At 59.9% G+C, this 17749-nt stretch carries 13 protein-coding genes; 5 read left to right on the plus strand and 8 right to left on the minus strand.

What is annotated here, in order from left to right:
- Positions 1-27: 27 nt before the first annotated feature.
- Complete coding sequence (gene mltF / locus HU718_RS06110; protein ID WP_102900605.1) at positions 28-1488, minus strand: membrane-bound lytic murein transglycosylase MltF; 1461 nt, start codon at positions 1486-1488, stop codon at positions 28-30.
- Positions 1489-1773: 285 nt separating this feature from the next.
- Between mltF and purL the strand changes: the two genes are divergently transcribed.
- The 4 genes from purL (at position 1774) to HU718_RS06130 (ending at position 8224) form a co-directional block, all read left to right on the plus strand.
- Complete coding sequence (gene purL, locus HU718_RS06115) at positions 1774-5670, plus strand: phosphoribosylformylglycinamidine synthase (RefSeq protein ID WP_186612406.1); 3897 nt, start codon at positions 1774-1776, stop codon at positions 5668-5670.
- 20 nt (positions 5671-5690) lie between these two features.
- Positions 5691-6002, plus strand: a complete 312-nt coding sequence (locus tag HU718_RS06120; protein WP_042607740.1) for a YqfO family protein — start codon at positions 5691-5693, stop codon at positions 6000-6002.
- 1338 nt (positions 6003-7340) lie between these two features.
- Positions 7341-7703 carry a DUF6124 family protein gene (locus tag HU718_RS06125; RefSeq protein ID WP_095119363.1) on the plus strand — a complete coding sequence of 121 codons (363 nt, stop codon included), beginning with the start codon at positions 7341-7343 and terminating at the stop codon, positions 7701-7703.
- Positions 7704-7927: 224 nt separating this feature from the next.
- Positions 7928-8224: a hypothetical protein gene (locus tag HU718_RS06130; RefSeq protein ID WP_016986354.1), complete on the plus strand. Its 297-nt coding sequence runs from the start codon at positions 7928-7930 to the stop codon at positions 8222-8224.
- A gap of 49 nt (positions 8225-8273) precedes the next feature.
- On the opposite strand, the gene nagE is transcribed toward HU718_RS06130, so the two are convergent.
- The 7 genes from nagE to HU718_RS06165 all read right to left on the minus strand — a co-directional run bounded on the left by nagE (position 8274) and on the right by HU718_RS06165 (position 16995).
- A complete protein-coding gene (nagE, locus tag HU718_RS06135; RefSeq protein WP_186612408.1) occupies positions 8274-10019 on the minus strand; it encodes an N-acetylglucosamine-specific PTS transporter subunit IIBC in 1746 nt (581 codons plus the stop codon).
- 23 nt (positions 10020-10042) lie between these two features.
- Positions 10043-12556, minus strand: coding sequence for a phosphoenolpyruvate--protein phosphotransferase (ptsP, locus tag HU718_RS06140; RefSeq protein ID WP_186612410.1), 2514 nt, complete (start codon positions 12554-12556; stop codon positions 10043-10045).
- Between the two features lie 137 nt (positions 12557-12693).
- On the minus strand, positions 12694-13716 hold the full coding sequence (locus HU718_RS06145; RefSeq protein WP_186612412.1) for an SIS domain-containing protein: 1023 nt from the start codon (positions 13714-13716) through the stop codon (positions 12694-12696).
- On the minus strand, positions 13697-14803 hold the full coding sequence (nagA, locus tag HU718_RS06150; RefSeq protein WP_186612414.1) for an N-acetylglucosamine-6-phosphate deacetylase: 1107 nt from the start codon (positions 14801-14803) through the stop codon (positions 13697-13699). Before nagA ends, HU718_RS06145 begins: the two co-directional genes overlap by 20 nt.
- A 22-nt stretch (positions 14804-14825) precedes the next feature.
- Entirely contained in the window at positions 14826-15557 is a 732-nt protein-coding gene (locus tag HU718_RS06155) for a GntR family transcriptional regulator (protein WP_102900597.1), read from the minus strand.
- Between the two features lie 283 nt (positions 15558-15840).
- Positions 15841-16356 carry a L,D-transpeptidase family protein gene (locus tag HU718_RS06160; RefSeq protein ID WP_077571251.1) on the minus strand — a complete coding sequence of 172 codons (516 nt, stop codon included), beginning with the start codon at positions 16354-16356 and terminating at the stop codon, positions 15841-15843.
- Between the two features lie 87 nt (positions 16357-16443).
- Complete coding sequence (locus tag HU718_RS06165; protein WP_095119357.1) at positions 16444-16995, minus strand: NUDIX hydrolase; 552 nt, start codon at positions 16993-16995, stop codon at positions 16444-16446.
- A gap of 147 nt (positions 16996-17142) precedes the next feature.
- On the opposite strand from HU718_RS06165, the gene HU718_RS06170 reads away from it, so the two are divergent.
- A complete protein-coding gene (locus tag HU718_RS06170) occupies positions 17143-17742 on the plus strand; it encodes a CoA pyrophosphatase (protein WP_150729519.1) in 600 nt (199 codons plus the stop codon).
- Positions 17743-17749: the final 7 nt, after the last annotated feature.

Here is a 17749-nt window from a genome sequence, read left to right on the forward strand (position 1 = left end):
ACTCCTACATTTGATTTGGGGTGTTGGTTAGAGCGGGGCAGGCTCTTGAGTGGGCTTTGATTTGTCGATGCCGGGCACATGCAAATTGCCCTCAGCGACTTGATCGCCCTCAAGTTGCGGCTGCGTCACCCAGGTCAAAATGTCGTAGTAGCGACGAATGTTCGCCACAAAATGCACCGGCTCGCCGCCCCGGGCGTAGCCATAACGCGTCTTGCTGTACCACTGCTTCTGCGACAGACGCGGCAGAATCTTTTTCACGTCCAGCCATTTGTCCGGGTTCAACCCTTCCTTGGCCGTCAGTTTGCGCGCGTCATCCAGGTGACCGCTGCCGACGTTATAGGCTGCCAGGGCAAACCAGGTGCGATCCGGTTCCTTGATCGAGTCGTCGAGCTGATCCTTCATATAAGCCAGGTATTTCGCCCCGCCCATGATGCTTTGCTTCGGATCGAGACGGTTGGATACGCCCATCGCTTGCGCGGTGTTCTGGGTCAGCATCATCAACCCGCGCACGCCGGTCTTCGAGGTAACCGTCGGCTGCCACAGCGATTCCTGATAACCAATGGCCGCCAGCAGGCGCCAATCGACTTTCTCTTTCTTCGCGTAGTTCTTGAAGTGTTGTTCGTATTTCGGCAGGCGCTGCTGCAAGTGCTGGGCGAAGGTCGTGGCGCCCATGTAGCCAAGCACGTCGACGTGGCCGTAATAGCGGTCTTTCAAGCGTTGCAGGGTGCCGTTTTTCTGCACCTTGTCCAGATACGCGTTGATTTCGTTGAGCAGGCTGTTGTCTTCGCCCGGGCCAACCGCCCAGCTCTGGCTGCGCGCATCGCCGAGGTCGAAGGCCACGCGAATATTGGTGAAGTACACCTGATTCATCGCCACTTCGTTGGAGTCGACCAGGGTCAGGTCAATCTGCCCTTCATCGACCATGCGCAGTAGGTCGACCACTTCAACCGCGTCGGACTCTTCGTATTCGATGCCGGGGAATTTCTTTTTCAGCTCCGCCAGTTGTTCAGCGTGGGTGCTGCCTTTAAGCACCATGATCTTCTTGCCGACCAGATCACCCGGATCGGTCGGCCGCGACTGGCCGTTGCGATAGATGATCTGCGGGGTGACTTCAAGGTAGGAGTGCGAGAAGCGCACCTGCTGCTTGCGCTGATCGCTGCTGACCAGACCGGCGGCGGCCAGCACCGGGCCGTTGGGTTTGCCGATCTGGTTGAAGAGGTCGTCGAGGTTGTCGGCGGTCTCGATCTTCAGCTCGACACCCAAATCGTCGGCGAAACGCTTCACCAGCTCGTATTCGAAGCCGGTTTCACCGCTGCGATCCTGAAAGTAGGTGGCGGGGCTGTTACGGGTAATCACCCGCAGCACACCATCCTCCTTTACGCGCTCGAGTGTGTTGGGTTTATCAACACAGCCACCGAGCATCAGGAAGAGTCCGGTTGCGATCAGCCATTTGGCGTACCGCGGACGCAAAGCCGTTGGGAAAAACATCTGCGCAGTATACGCAAACGGCCACGGGCGCCATATCTCGACAGTGCAGAGCGAGTCTGCTAGCGATCACAAAACCGAGCGAAACCCCATAGAAACGGGCCTTTACGGCTTTTTGTTACAGTAAAAATAAGCGGCCTCTGAATAGCTGATTTACCTGACTCTGAAGTCGGAAACACAGATTGATACCCGAGTGCAACCGTGCGTAGCGTTTCGGGTGATGTTGAGGGCGGTTTAGGCTAGAATGCACGGCCTCAAAGCACACCCCTTCCCGAGGCTGTCCCGAAGATGTTGATCCTGCGCGGCGCTCCTGCCCTTTCTGCCTTTCGCCACAGCAAACTCCTTGAGCAACTGAGCCAGAAGGTTCCGGCTGTCAGTGGCTTGTATGCTGAATTCGCTCACTTCGCCGAAGTCACCGGCGTCCTGACCGGCGACGAACAGCAGGTGCTTGCGCGCCTTCTGAAGTACGGTCCAAGTGTTCCGGTTCAAGAGCCGACCGGCCGTCTGTTTCTGGTGTTGCCGCGTTTCGGCACCATCTCGCCATGGTCGAGCAAGGCCAGCGACATCGCCCGCAACTGCGGCCTGAGCAAGATCCAGCGTCTGGAGCGCGGTATCGCCTTCTACGTGGCTGGTCAGTTCAGCGAAGCCGAAGCCCAGCAGATTGCCGACGTGCTGCATGACCGCATGACCCAGATCGTCCTGGCCAACCTCGAACAGGCCGCCGGTCTGTTCAGCCACGCCGAGCCGAAGCCGCTGACCGCGATCGACATCCTCGGTGGCGGTCGTGCCGCGCTGGAAAAAGCCAACACCGAGCTGGGCCTCGCCCTGGCCGAAGACGAAATCGACTACCTGGTCAACGCCTTCAACGGTTTGAAGCGCAACCCGCACGACATTGAACTGATGATGTTCGCCCAGGCCAACTCCGAGCACTGCCGCCACAAGATCTTCAACGCCAGTTGGGATATTGATGGTGAGAACCAGGAAAAAAGCCTGTTCGGCATGATCAAGAACACCTACGTGATGCACAGCGAAGGCGTTCTGTCGGCTTATAAGGACAACGCCTCGGTGATCGTCGGCAACGTTGCCGGCCGTTTCTTCCCGAACCCTGAAACCCGCCAGTACGGCGCGGTGCAGGAGCCGGTGCACATCCTGATGAAGGTTGAAACCCACAACCACCCGACCGCGATCGCTCCGTTCCCGGGCGCGTCTACCGGTTCCGGTGGCGAGATCCGTGACGAAGGTGCCACCGGCCGTGGCGCCAAGCCAAAGGCTGGCCTGACCGGTTTCACCGTATCGAACCTGCAGATCCCGGGCTTCGAACAGCCGTGGGAAGTGCCGTACGGCAAGCCTGAGCGCATCGTTACTGCACTGGACATCATGATCGAAGGCCCGCTCGGCGGCGCCGCGTTCAACAACGAATTCGGTCGTCCGGCCCTGACCGGCTACTTCCGTACCTTCGAACAATCGATCACCACCCCGCACGGTGACGAAGTTCGCGGTTACCACAAGCCGATCATGCTCGCTGGCGGCATGGGCAACATCCGCGAAGAACACGTCAAGAAAGGCGAGATCGTCGTTGGCTCCAAGCTGATCGTCCTCGGCGGCCCGGCGATGTTGATCGGTCTGGGCGGCGGCGCCGCTTCCTCGATGGCCACCGGCACCAGTTCGGCGGATCTCGACTTCGCTTCCGTACAGCGTGAAAACCCTGAAATGGAGCGTCGTTGCCAGGAAGTCATCGACCGTTGCTGGCAACTGGGCGACAAGAACCCGATCAGCTTCATCCACGACGTGGGTGCGGGCGGTCTGTCCAACGCCTTCCCGGAACTGGTCAACGACGGCGACCGCGGTGGCCGTTTCGAACTGCGCAACATTCCCAACGACGAGCCGGGCATGGCCCCGCACGAAATCTGGTCCAACGAATCCCAGGAACGTTACGTTCTGGCGGTCGGCCCGGAAGACTTCGAGCGCTTCCAGGCGATCTGCGAACGTGAGCGTTGCCCGTTTGCCGTTGTTGGTGAAGCCACCGCTGAACCGCAACTGACCGTGACCGACAGCCACTTCGGCAACAACCCGGTGGACATGCCACTGGAAGTGTTGCTGGGCAAAGCCCCGCGCATGCACCGTTCGGTGGTTCGCGAAGCGGAACTGGGTGATGACTTCGATCCGTCGAACCTCGACATCAGTGAGTCCATCGAGCGCGTTCTGCATCACCCGGCCGTGGCGAGCAAAAGCTTCCTGATCACCATCGGCGACCGCACCATCACCGGCCTCGTGGCCCGTGACCAAATGGTCGGCCCATGGCAGGTTCCGGTGGCCGACGTTGCCGTCACCGCCACCAGTTTCGATGTCTACACCGGTGAAGCGATGGCGATGGGCGAGCGTACTCCGCTGGCATTGCTGGACGCTCCGGCGTCGGGTCGCATGGCCATCGGCGAAACCCTGACCAACATCGCTGCTTCGCGCATCAACAAGATCTCCGACATCAAACTGTCGGCGAACTGGATGTCGGCTGCCGGCCATCCGGGCGAAGATGCACGTCTGTACGACACCGTGAAAGCGGTCGGTATGGAACTGTGCCCTGAGCTGGGCATCACCATTCCGGTGGGCAAGGACTCGATGTCCATGGCCACCCGTTGGAGCGATAACGGCGAAGAAAAAACCGTGACCTCGCCGATGTCGCTGATCGTGACCGGTTTCGCGCCAGTGGCTGACATCCGTCAGACCCTGACCCCGGAACTGCGCATGGACAAGGGCACCACCGATCTGATCCTGATCGACCTCGGTCGCGGTCAGAACCGTATGGGTGCTTCGATCCTTGCTCAGACACACGGCAAGCTCGGCAAACACGCACCGGACGTCGATGACGCCGAAGACCTGAAAGCCTTCTTCGCCGTGATCCAGGGCCTCAACGCCGATGGTCATCTGCTGGCTTACCACGACCGTTCCGACGGTGGTCTGCTGACCTCCGTGGTGGAAATGGCCTTCGCCGGCCACTGCGGTCTGAGCCTGAACCTCGACAGCGTTGCCGAGTCCTCGGCAGAAATCGCTGCGATTCTGTTCAACGAAGAACTGGGCGCAGTGATCCAGGTTCGTCAGGACGCCACACCAGACATCCTCGCGCAATTCAGCGCGGCCGGTCTGGGCGACTGCGTGTCGGTGATCGGTCAGCCGATCAACAATGGCCAGATCAACATCACCTTCAACGGTGACACCGTGTTCGAAGGCCAGCGTCGTCTGCTGCAACGTACCTGGGCTGAAACCAGCTACCAGATCCAGCGTCTGCGCGACAACGCCGACTGCGCCGAGCAAGAGTTCGACGTGCTGCTGGAAGAAGACAACCCGGGCCTGAGCGTCAAGCTCAGCTACGACGTCAACCAGGACATCGCTGCGCCTTACATCAAGAAAGGCATCCGCCCACAGGTTGCCGTGCTGCGCGAGCAGGGCGTCAACGGTCAGGTGGAAATGGCCGCTGCGTTCGACCGCGCCGGTTTCAACGCAATCGACGTGCACATGAGCGACATTCTGGCCGGCCGTGTCGACCTGAACGAGTTCAAAGGTCTGGTGGCCTGCGGTGGTTTCTCCTACGGCGACGTGCTCGGCGCCGGTGAGGGCTGGGCCAAGTCGGCGCTGTTCAACAGCCGTGCCCGCGATGCGTTCCAGGGCTTCTTCGAGCGTAACGACAGCTTCACCCTCGGCGTGTGCAACGGTTGCCAGATGATGTCCAACCTGCACGAGCTGATTCCGGGCAGCGAGTTCTGGCCGCACTTCGTGCGCAACCGCTCCGAGCAGTTCGAAGCCCGTGTGGCGATGGTGCAGATCCAGGAATCGAACTCGATCTTCCTGCAAGGCATGGCCGGTTCGCGTATGCCGATCGCCATTGCTCACGGTGAAGGTCACGCCGAGTTCTCCAGCGAAGAGGCACTGCTGGAAGCCGATCTGTCGGGTTGCGTGGCGATGCGTTTCGTCGACAACCATGGCAAGGTCACCGAGCGTTATCCGGCCAACCCGAACGGTTCGCCGCGCGGGATTACCGGTCTCACCAGCCGTGATGGCCGTGTGACGATCATGATGCCGCACCCGGAGCGGGTGTTCCGTGCCGTGCAGAACTCGTGGCGTTCGGAAGACTGGAACGAAGATGCACCTTGGATGCGTATGTTCCGTAATGCGCGGGTCTGGGTAAACTAAAAGCGGGTGAACTAAGGCCTGTGTACAAGCTGGCGTTTTTTGTTCCTGACAGTCATGTCGAGGTGGTCAAAGGGGCTGTGTTCGCTGCCGGTGGTGGGCGGATCGGTGACTATGACCACTGTGCTTGGCAGGTGCTCGGTTTGGGCCAGTTTCGACCTTTGGACGGCAGTCAGCCGTTCATTGGCGAGGCGGGGCAGGTTGAGCGGGTTGAGGAATGGAAGGTTGAGCTGGTGGTGGCGGATGAGTTGATCGTGGCTGTTGTGGCGGCGTTGAAGCTCAGTCATCCGTACGAGACGCCGGCTTATGAGGTGTGGCGGCTGGAAGATTTCTGATCTTTCTTGCTGCTTAAACAGGAAACCCGCAGATGAGTGATTGTCTGCGGGTTTTTTGTTGCCTGCGATTTTGTGGGCGATGGGGTTCCAATGTGGGAGCGAGTCTGCTCGCGAAGGAGTCGGATCAGGCAATGATGTTCTGACTGATCGGGTACATATCCGTTGCTGCGGTAACGGCTTCTTAGGGTTCCGCCCTTACGGCGGGTCACTTTTTACAAACGCCTAAAAAGTAACCAAAAACGCTTGCCCCAACGTTCGGCCCACTCGCTAAAGCTCGGGGTTCCTTCGCTCCGGGATCCATCCGGGCGCATCGCCTCCGGTTTGCTGCGCTGCACCTCCTCTCGATGCATTTGGCTACGCCAAACGGTCGCTGCGCTCCCACCCCCGGATAAATCCCTCCACTCAGCCTGCCGACGGGGCCGGTGGATCAAGATCAAAAGCAGGCGAGCTGACACTCGGCCTATTGAGTGGTGACGAGCACGGGGTGTTCGGCTTTGGTTTTGTGGTGGATTCGCCCCTCAACGCCGCCCGCACAGCCCTCTCCCGAGGGAGAGGGAGTCGATTTTTGGGCTTTTCAAGATCTGAATTCGACTCGGTCTTTCACGTCAGCGTAGATCCACCAAACACCCCGGTCAGTCCCCTCTCCCTCTGGGAGAGGGCTAGGGTGAGGGGCTTTTGATCTGTTTCAGAATCTGAATTCGACTCGGTCTTTCACGTCGGCGTACATCCACCAAACACCTCGGTCGGTCCCCTCGCTCTCTGGGTGAGGGGAAGGTAATGGCTTTTGATCTGTTTCAGAATCTGAATTCGACTCGGTATTTCACGTCGGCGTACATCCACCAAACACCTCGGTCGGTCCCCTCGCTCTCTGGGTGAGGGGAGGGTGAGGGGCTTTTGATCTGTTTCAGAATCTGAATTCGACTCGGTATTTCACGTCGGCGTACATCCACCAAACACCTTGGTCGGTCCCCTCTCCCTTTGGGAGAGGGCTAGGGTGAGGGTTTGCTTTTGGCTGTTTAATGATGTGTCGAATAGCCAGAACCTTCCCACAAGGTTTTCAGGTTGTCCGTCGGACGCCCGCTCTCTAGTCTTTGCCTGTCGCTGCCAATTCAGCGACCGGGCGTGAGATCCCCGGAATGCTTGCAACTAGCGCCAACACTACGATAATTGGCGCCAGCTCAATCTGCTGCCTGTTTTATGGCGGCTGTGTGCGGGCAGACTTCGGTCTGGCCGGTTGCCTGCTCCGGTGGATCTCACCCTGCACATAGCTGCCACCTCTTCGCCGCGTGAGATCCGGCGAACGATGGCATCCCCACTTGCAGTAGCAGGAGTTGAACTTTGGACAAGCTGATCCCCGACCCACCCCACGAAACCAAAACCCCACTCGAAGAAGCCCTCCGCGCCGAAGACCAGGCCCGAAACCGCGAAGCCATCAAGCGTGCCCTCGACTTCTACCTGTGCCCCGAGCCCGCAAAGCCACGCCGGCCTAGCACCATGTTCATGGTCTGTCCGCAGGTCGACACCGAAAGCCTGCTCGCCCACGCTTGCGAGTCATTAGCCTCTGCAAGTACCGCGGCCGGCAACTTCGCCAATGAGCTAAACGGTTCTCAGCGCAGCACCGTATTGGGCATCCAGCAAATCGTCATGCTCGCCGAACTGGCGGTAAATCGCGCACTGGATCGGGTAGACCCGCAAACCTGATCCATACGGGGACATCGCAAACAGGCTGGCCCCATTGGGATAGGGGCGAGCCTGCTCAAGCGCATGACTTTGTAGATTGACGTTCGCGGCTCAACTCAGTGGCAGATGTGGCATTGACCGTTCATCGGAAACACCCCTTAACCTGTAATTTCTGACAGTGGCGCGATACCTCCAACTCCTGTCAGATAAGCCTTCCATCCAAACGGGTAAGAAGGAACTTGACTATGTCTGCTGAAAAAAATGTTGTGCCAGTCATCACCTCTGTGAGAGACGATAAGGGAGTGATTGACAACGGTGGCACCACCTCGGCAACTTCTGTGCAATTGAGCGGGGTTGCAGATGCTGGAGAAAAAGTTGAAATTTTCGACGGTGCTGTTTTGAGGGGGCAAGTAGTCGTCGGCGCTGCAGGACTCTGGGATTCGCACCTAACGAGTCTGATGGTGGGTGCTCATTCGGTTACGGCCAGAGGAAGCGCTGGTACGTCACCGGTTCGCACGTTTATCGTTGTTCCAGCGAAGTAACACGATATAAAAAGCCGCAGCGCTTCCTGGCACGGCGGCTTTTCATGGGTCAGTAAGGCTGTTGGACTTTTATTGCGGTTAAAACCTTCGCACTTGGCTCAATGCGATTGAGCAGAGCTTCAAGTGCTCCACTCAAACTCGCAGCTTTGTCACCCACCAACAAGTGCCAAACACCACCCTCCAACTGGCTGACACCCTGACAACCCAGCTCTTTTAACTGCGCGTCGGACAGAGCCTTGCCATCTGCCAGCAACAAGCGAATCCGGCTCATGGCAATGCAATCCAGTTGCAGCACGTTGTCGCCGCCACCCAGTGCATTCAGCCATTGCTGCGCTTCCGAACTCGCGACCACAAAAGCTTTCGGCTCATCAGCAATAACAGCTGTTTCAACCAGAACCGCACGCCCCAGTGAAGGCATGGCGAGGCGAATCTCATCCGCAATACTGTCCGCCATCGGCCCGACAACCACCTGCAAACTTCCACCCTTGCCCGGACGCACAACCGCCATCGCACCCAACGCTTTCAAATCAGCATCGGACGCCTTGTTGCGATCGACCATTTCCAAGCGCAACCGCGTAGTGCAGGCGCCGACCGTCAGTAGATTTTCAGCACCACCCAATGCCTTGATATAAGCGCTGGCGCGTTCGTTCTCGGTCAGAACCACTTTCTCTGCCGTTGCGACATCCTCACGCCCCGGCGTCTTCAAGTTGAAGCGACGAATACAGAAATCAAACACCGCGTAATACACCACGGCGTAAGCCAGCCCGACCGGAATCACCAGCCAGCCATTGGTCGAGCGCCCCCAGCCCAGCACCATGTCGATGAAACCGCCGGAGAAGGTGAAGCCGAGGTGAATGTTCAGCGCATTGGTAATCGCCATCGACAACCCGGTCAGCAACGCATGCAGCAGATACAACAGCGGCGCCAAAAACATGAAGGCGAATTCGATCGGCTCAGTTACCCCGGTTAGGAATGACGTCAGCGCCATCGACAGAAAGATCCCGCCCATCACCTTGCGCCGCTCCGGCAGGGCATTGCGATACATCGCCAAACATGCGGCAGGCAGACCGAAGATCATCATCGGGAACATGCCGGTCATGAACTGGCCGCCCTTCGGATCACCGGCGAAGTAACGCGAGAGATCCCCTGTCACCAGAGCACCTGTTGTTGGATCGGTGAAATTGCCGAACACGAACCACGCCATGTTGTTGAGGATATGGTGCAGGCCAGTGACGATCAGCAGGCGGTTGAACACGCCAAACACGAACGCGCCGAGGCTGCCGCTTTCCATCATCAACGCACCGAAGGCGTTGATGCCGTGCTGGATCGGCGGCCAGATATAGCCGAACACTACGCCGAGTCCGACCGCTGCAAACCCGGTGACAATCGGCACGAACCGCCGGCCGCCGAAGAACGCCAGATACTCCGGCAGCTTGATGTCCTTGAAGCGGTTGTACAGCGCGCCGGCCATCAGGCCGCTGACGATCCCGGCGAGCATGCCCATGTTGATGCTCGCATCGAGCACCTTGAGCGTGGAGATCATCACCAGATAACCGATCACCCCGGCGAGGCCGGCGGTGCCGTTGTTGTCCTTGGCGAAACCGACGGCGATGCCGATGGCGAAGATCATCGCCAGGTTGGCGAAGATCACTTGGCCGGCGTCGTGGATGATCGCGATGTTCAGCAGATCGGTATCACCCAGACGCAGCAGCAGGCCGGCAATCGGCAGGATCGCGATCGGCAGCATCAGCGCGCGGCCGAGGCGTTGCAGGCCTTCGATGAAGAGTTGGTACATGGCGTTTGTCCTTGTTGTTTTTGTTAGCGCAGAGGCCAATGTTGATGACAGGCGTGGCGCACGGCGGCGGCGCTGCTCAGCTTGAGCAGGTCACGAGCGAGGCGCTGGCATTCGGCTTCGTGCACCTGGCGCACGCGATCCTTGATTTCACCGATCTGCACCGGGCTGACCGACAGTTCGGTAACGCCCAGACCAATCAACACCGGCGTCGCCAGCGGATCGGAGGCGAGGGCGCCGCAGACGCCGACCCAGCGCTTGTGCACCGCCGCGCCTTCGCAGGTCATGGCGATCAAACGCAGCAGCGCCGGATGCAAGGCATCGACGCGGGCTGCCAAACCTGCGTGATCGCGATCCATGGCCAAGGTGTATTGCGACAAATCGTTGGTGCCGATCGAAAGGAAGTCGGCGTGTTCGGCGAGTTGTTCGGCCTGCAGCGCGGCGGCGGGGACTTCGATCATCACGCCGATTTCCGGGCGTTGCGTGATGCCCATCTCCAGGCACAGCGCATCGACGCGCTGGCGGATGTGCAGCAGCTCATCCACTTCGGTGACCATCGGCAGCAGGATTCGGCAGCGGCGCAGCGGGCTGACTTGCAGCAGCGCGCGCAATTGTTGATCGAGAATTTCCGGACGCGCCTGAGCCAGGCGAATGCCACGCAAACCGAGCACCGGGTTGGCTTCGATCGGCAGCGGCAGGTAATCGAGTTGCTTGTCGCCGCCGACATCGATGGTGCGGATGATCACCGAGTGGTCGCCCATCGCATCCAGCACGCCTTGATAGGCCGCACGCTGTTCTTCGATATCCGGCGCGGTCTGGCGATCAACGAAGAGGAACTCGGTGCGTAGCAAACCGACCCCATCGGCGCCGTTGGCAAAGGCCTCCACCGCTTCAGCGCTGGAGGCAACGTTGGCAACGACTTCGATGTCCACGCCATTGCGGGTTTCGGCCGGCAAATGGGCCTTGGCTTGTTGCGCGTCGCGGCGTTGCTGGCGGTCGATTTGCGCCTGTTGCACTTCAGCCAGACGTTCAGCGTTGGGCGTCAGTTCCAGACGACCACCGTCGGCATCGAGCACAACCGATTGACCTTGCGGCTGATCAAGCAGCGTCGAACCCAGCGCCACCATGCACGGCAAGCCTTTGCCGCGCGCCAGAATCGCCACGTGTGAAGTCGCGCCACCCTCGGCCATGCACAACCCGGCGACACCTTGCGCGCTGAGTTGCAGCAGATCCGACGGCGTCAATTCATGTGCAGCAACGATGGCACCGGCGGGTACATCGTAATTCCACGCCTCGCCGAGCAATGCGCGCAGCACGCGTTGTTTAAGGTCGCGCAGATCATTGGCGCGTTCGGCCAACAGCGCGCTGCCGGTGTGTTGCAGGACTTCGCACTGCACATCGATCGACTGGCTCCAGGCGTGAGTCGCCGCCGTGCCTTGTTCGATGGATTGCTGTGCAGCATCGAGCAGTGCCGGATCTTCCAGCAGTGCTAAGTGCGCGGCAAAGATCGCTTCTTCGTCGGCATGCTTGTGCTTTTTCGCTTGGGCGAGGGTACCGTCTATTTCACTGCGCACCTGATTCAATGCAGTGTCGAGCGCCTGCAGTTGTTGCAACGGATCATGATTGCCCGTATCCACCGGCAAACTGATCGCGTTCAAACGAAACAGCGGCCCGCCGACCAATCCCGGTGCGGCGCAGACACCGTGCAACACACCTGCTTCGGCCGGACGTTTAAGAGGCGCAACATGGATCGGTGCAGCAGCGTGATGATCATCCGGCAGCGCCGTGGCCAACGCCGTGAGCAACGCCTGCAGCGCCGCTTCAGCATCCGGCCCCTGACAGCTGACCTGCACTTCATCCTGCTCGCCAACCGCCAGGCCCATCAGACCGATCAGGCTGTTGCACGGCGCCGATTTGCCGGCGAAGTGCAGTTGCGACTGGCTCTTGAAACCTTGCGCAGTCTGCCGAATCAATGCGGCTGGGCGCGCATGCAAACCACCGCGATGAGCCACCAGCACATGACCATGAACCTCCGGCCCGCCGACGACTTCAGCGCTCGCTGCCGAACCGTTGCGCGCAACAATGTGCAGCAGCGGCTCGCCGACTTTCACCGCTTTCAACGTGATCGGCCGTACCTGGAAATCCTGGCTGTTGGTCAGGATCAACAAGCTGACGAGGCTTTTGCACTGTTGGCCGACCTTGTCGAGGTCATAGCGCAACAACGGCTGGCCCTTGCTGACGCGCGTGCCATCCTTGACCAGCATCGAGAAGCCTTCGCCGTTCAACTCAACGGTGTCGAGCCCCAGGTGCAGGAGGATTTCCGCGCCGTTGTCGGCACGCACCGTGAGTGCATGGCCGGTGCGCGCGACGTGAATGATCACCCCGGCGCACGGCGAGTACAGGGTGTCGTTGATCGGGTCGATGGCAATGCCGTCGCCCATCGCGCCGCTGGCGAACACCGCGTCCGGGACTTTGGCGAGCGTGAGCACCGGGCCGCTGAGCGGGGCGCTGAGGGTCAGCTCTTTATTGTTGTTGTGCATGGCTCGGTCTCATCGGTTAAATCTCGGGTTCGATGTCCCCTGTAGGAGCTGCCGAAGGCTGCGATCTTTTGATCTTGTTTTTTTGGATCAAAATCAAAAGATCGCAGCCTTCGGCAGCTCCTACAGGTTTGCTTCAATTAGTGCGTGCGGGTCACTTTGCTCAAGTGGCGCGGCTGATCCGGGTCCATGCCACGGGCCACGGCCAGACCGGCAGCCATCACATAGAAACTCTGAATTGCCAGAATCGGATCGAGGGCCGGGTGCTCGGCGCGGGTCAGGGTCAGATCGCGTTCGCTCACGTCGTCCGGCGCGGCCAGCAACACGCGAGCGCCGCGTTGACGCATTTCTGCCGCCAGACTCAACAGACCAGCCTGCTCGGCGCCGCGAGGGGCGAAGACCAGCAACGGATAGTGTTCGTCGATCAGCGCCATCGGGCCGTGACGCACTTCGGCGCTGCTGAACGCTTCGGCCTGAATCGCCGAGGTTTCCTTGAATTTCAGCGCTGCTTCCTGAGCAATGGCAAAACCGGCACCACGGCCGATGACCATCAAGCGCTCGCAATCGCGCAGCGCTTCGATGGCTACGCTCCAGTCCTGTTTGGCGGCTTCGCGCAGGCCTTCGGGCAGGGCGTTGCCGGCTTCGAGCAATTCGCTGTCCTCTTTCCAGTGCGCGATCAACCGGGCGCTGGCGCTGAGGGTGGCGATAAAACTCTTGGTCGCGGCGACGCTGCTTTCAGTGCCGGCGAGCAGCGGCACGCTGAATTCACACGCCGCTTCCAGTGGCGAATCGGCGGCGTTGACCATCGACACACTGAGCGCGCCACGCTTGCGCAGCAAACGCAGGCTGTTGACCAGATCCGGGCTCTGCCCCGATTGCGAAAAGGCGAACGCGACCTGACCGCTGACCTTCAACGGCGCCTGCTGCATGGTCACCACCGACATCGGCAACGACGCCACCGGCACGCCCAGTTGCTGCATGGTCAGGTAGGCGAAGTAGCTCGCCGCGTGGTCGGAGCTGCCGCGCGCCACCGTCATCGCCACTTGCGGCGGCTGACGGCGCAGACGCCCGGCGATCTCGATCAGTTGCGGGTCGAGCTGTTGCAGTTGGGCTTGCACGGCCTCGAACGAGGACAGCGCCTCCTCAAGCATTTTTGAAGTCAATGTCTTCTCCTTCGACCATGACGGCGGTCAGTGTGAGTGAGCGATCGAGCCGCACGCAGTCGGCCCAGGCCCCGGGTTGCAGGCGCCCGCGTTCAGTAATGCCGAGGTAGTCGGCGGGGAATTGCGAAAGACGTTGTGAGGCTTCGGCGATCGGCAGACCGATCTTCACCAGATTGCGCAGGGCTTGATCCATGGTCAGCGTGCTGCCGGCCAAAGTGCCGTCGGGCAGGCGCACGCCGCCCAGGCATTTGGTCACGGTGTGGCTGCCGAGCTTGTATTCACCGTCGGGCATGCCGGCGGCAGCGGTCGAATCGGTGACGCAATACAGGCACGGGATCGAACGCAGGGCCACGCGAATGGCACCGGGATGCACGTGCAACAAATCCGGAATCAGTTCGGCGAATTTGGCGTGGGCCAGTGCGGCGCCGACGATGCCCGGCTCGCGGTGATGCAGCGGGCTCATGGCGTTGTAGAGATGGGTGAAACTGGTCGCGCCGGCATCGAGTGCGGCGACGCCTTCTTCGTAACTGCCGAGGGTGTGGCCGATCTGCATGCGCACGCCACGGCTGCTCAGTTCACGAATCAAAGCGTCGTGGCCGGCGATTTCCGGGGCGATAGTGATCACGCGGATCGGCGCCAGTGCCAGGTATTCTTCGACTTCGGCCATCAACGCGGTGTGGGCGAAGTTCGGTTGCGCGCCGAGTTTGCCGGGGTTGATGTACGGGCCTTCGAGGTGGACGCCGAGGACGCGCGCGGCGCCTTTCGGACGCTTTTCGCAGAATTCTCCTACTTCCTTCAACACGCTGGAGATCTCGGCACTCGGCGCGGTCATGGTGGTGGCCAGCAGCGAGGTGGTGCCGAAACGCACGTGGGTTCTGGTGATGGTTTCGAAAGCGCTGGCGCCTTCCATGATGTCTTTGCCGCCACCGCCGTGGACGTGCAGATCGATGAAACCGGGCAGCAGATACGGCAGATCATTAGTTGCCGGATCACAGGGTACGCCTTCGATCGACACGACTTTGCCGTGTTCGTGGATCAGCCGGCCGCGAACCCAGCCGCTGGCGGTGAGGATGTTGTCTTCGGACATTTTGATTCTCGCTTTGGGCCGCCTAGCGGCGCAGCTCTGCAACAAAGTCGTAATAGTCGTTGCGGCAATAGGTGTCGGTGACTTCGATCGGTGTGTTGTCTTCCAGATAGCCGACGCGGGTCATCAGCAGCATCGCGGTGCCGGGGGCGATGCCGACCAGTGCGGCGAACTCGTCGGAGGCGTTGATCGCCTGGATGTGCTGCAGGGCTCGGACGATCGGCTTGCCGATGCCGTCGAGGTATTCGTAGAGCGAATCGCCGACCAGTTGCGGCTTGGGCATGATCGAGGCGGGCAGGGTGCTCATTTCGATGGCCATCACCGTGTCATCGGCTTTGCGCAGACGCTTCATGCGCGCAACCTTGTCGTTCGGCGACAGGCTGAGGCGGATCAGTTCTTCGTGGGTCGGCAGGGTGATTTCCCGCTCCAGCCATTGCGAGCTGGGCACGAAGCCCTTGAGGCGGAGCATTTCGCTGAAGCCGGAGAGGCGCGATAGCGGTTGTTCGAGGCGTGGGGTGATGAACGTGCCGGAACCTTGCAGGCGACGGATCAGGCCTTGATCGAGGAGGACTTCCAATGCCTTGCGGGCAGTCACCCGGGAAATGCCCAGTTGCTCGCTGAGGTTGCGTTCCGAGGGCATCGCCTGCTCGGACTTCCACTGCCCGGCATGAATCGCAGCTTCCAGATTGCGTGCCAGCTGCAGGTACAGCGGCGTCGGCTGGGAGTCATCGGGACGTAGGGCGTGGAGGTCGTTCATGTAGGGCATTTCCGTCGCGAGTATAGGATTGTTGTGGCTCGCTTGTGAGGCGGAAATTAATACCACTTGAATACCATGTCAACGCAGGCAATGGGCGGTTAATCCAATGAAATGGCGATTTTTAGAGGGGTTGGTTTGAAGTGGTATTAAAGGTGGGCTGTAAAAAGCAAAAGATCGCAGCCTGCGGCAGCTCCTACAGTTGAGAGTGGTATCACCCTTGTAGGCGCTGCCGCAGGCTGCGATCTTTTGATTTATTTTTTTGCGGGTGACCAGCGGTCGCTGGTTAAGGGCGGATTTCGACCATCGTGCCGTCCGGCACCAGATTCCACACTTCGCGCATATCAACGTTGCGCATGGCGACGCAGCCATCAGTCCAGTCGAGGGTGTGGAACAGGTCTTCCGGGGTTTCTTCCGAATCCGGCGTGCCGTGGATCATGATCATCCCGCCGGGCTCGACGCCTTCACGCCGGGCGCGGGCCGAGTCGCTGATATTCGGGTAGGAAATGTGCATCGACAGATTGAATTTGTCGCTGGTCTTGCGCCAGTCGATCCAATAGAAACCTTCCGGCGTGCGTTTGTCGCCTTCAATCAGTTTCGGACCTTTTTTAGCGCCCTTGCCCAAGGAAATGCGATAGGTCTTGAGTGGCTTGCCGTCGGCGATCAGCTGCAATTGATGCGCCGATTTGAGCACCAGGACTTTTTCGATAAGCGGGGTATTCGCAGGCGTCACGGTGGTCACGAATGACGCTTGGGAGACGGTAACGAACGACAGGCAGAACAGGGCAAGCAACCAGCGCATTGAAACGATTCCCCAGGAATGACGCAGATATATGATTTATAGGTGTTGTGCAGACGTGCTCGAGTTATCGGCTGGCCGGCGACGAAATCAAGTAATGGCAGGCTGAGCAAGCGGCGGAATCGATTCCGAACGAACCGGATACACCTCAACACGCCGATCAGCAAAGAAGCATTCTAAGGTACGCCCCACCGTGCGGAAAGCCAGCTCGTCCCAGGGAATGTCGGCTTCGTCGAATAGTTGCACTTCGAGGCTCTCGGGGCCCGCAGCAAAGTCCAGATCCACCAGTTCAGCGCGGAAGAACACATGCACCTGACTGATGTGCGGCACGTCGATCAGCGTATAGATGCTCAAGTTACGCACCCGGGCGCAGGCTTCTTCGGCAGTTTCGCGCACGGCGGCCTGCTCGATGGTCTCGCCGTTCTCCATGAAACCGGCGGGCAAGGTCCAGTAACCGAGGCGCGGCTCGATGGCGCGGCGACAGAGCAACACTTTCGTGCCCCAGGTCGGCACGCAGCCGGCAACGATATTGGGATTTTGATAGTGAATGGTCTGACAGCTGTCACAGACAAATCGCAGCCGCGAATCGCCTTCGGGAATGCGCTGGGTGACCGGGTTACCGCAGTGGCTGCAAAATTTCATGCTGGGCTTCCTGAATGCTGCGCCTATCTTGGCGTGCAGCGGTGCCGGTCGGCAAGTTGTCGTTTCGCGACACGGCGGGTTTCGGGGGCTTGGGCGGCTGCAATGATTGGTGCATGATGCAGGGTAAGGCACTGATCGAGAACACTCATGCTGGACGAGCTACTGCATAGGGTAAGCAACCACACACCGCGCGCGCTGGAGACCGACACACGTTTCCCCGAGGCCGCCGTTCTGGTGCCGATCACCCGCAGTGACGAGCCGGAACTGGTGCTGACCCTGCGCGCCAGCGGGCTCTCGACGCACGGTGGCGAAGTCGCCTTCCCAGGGGGGCGCCGTGATCCGGAAGACCCGGATTTGATCTTCACCGCACTACGTGAGGCCGAAGAAGAAATCGGCCTGCCGCCGGGCCTGGTAGAAGTCATTGGTCCACTCAGCCCCCTGATTTCTCTGCACGGCATCAAGGTCACACCGTATGTCGGCGTCATCCCCGATTTTGTCGAGTACCGCGCCAACGATGCCGAAATCGCAGCCGTGTTCAGTGTGCCGCTGGAGTTCTTCCGCAAAGACCCTCGCGAACACACGCACCGCATCGACTATCAGGGCCGCAGTTGGTACGTGCCGAGCTATCGGTTTGGCGAATACAAGATCTGGGGGCTGACCGCGATCATGATCGTCGAGTTGATCAATCTGCTCTATGACGCCAAGATCAGTCTGCACCAACCGCCGAAAAGCTTTATTGATACGTAAGCCATCG

It is taken from the genome of Pseudomonas tensinigenes (assembly GCF_014268445.2).
Lineage (GTDB): Bacteria > Pseudomonadota > Gammaproteobacteria > Pseudomonadales > Pseudomonadaceae > Aquipseudomonas > Aquipseudomonas tensinigenes.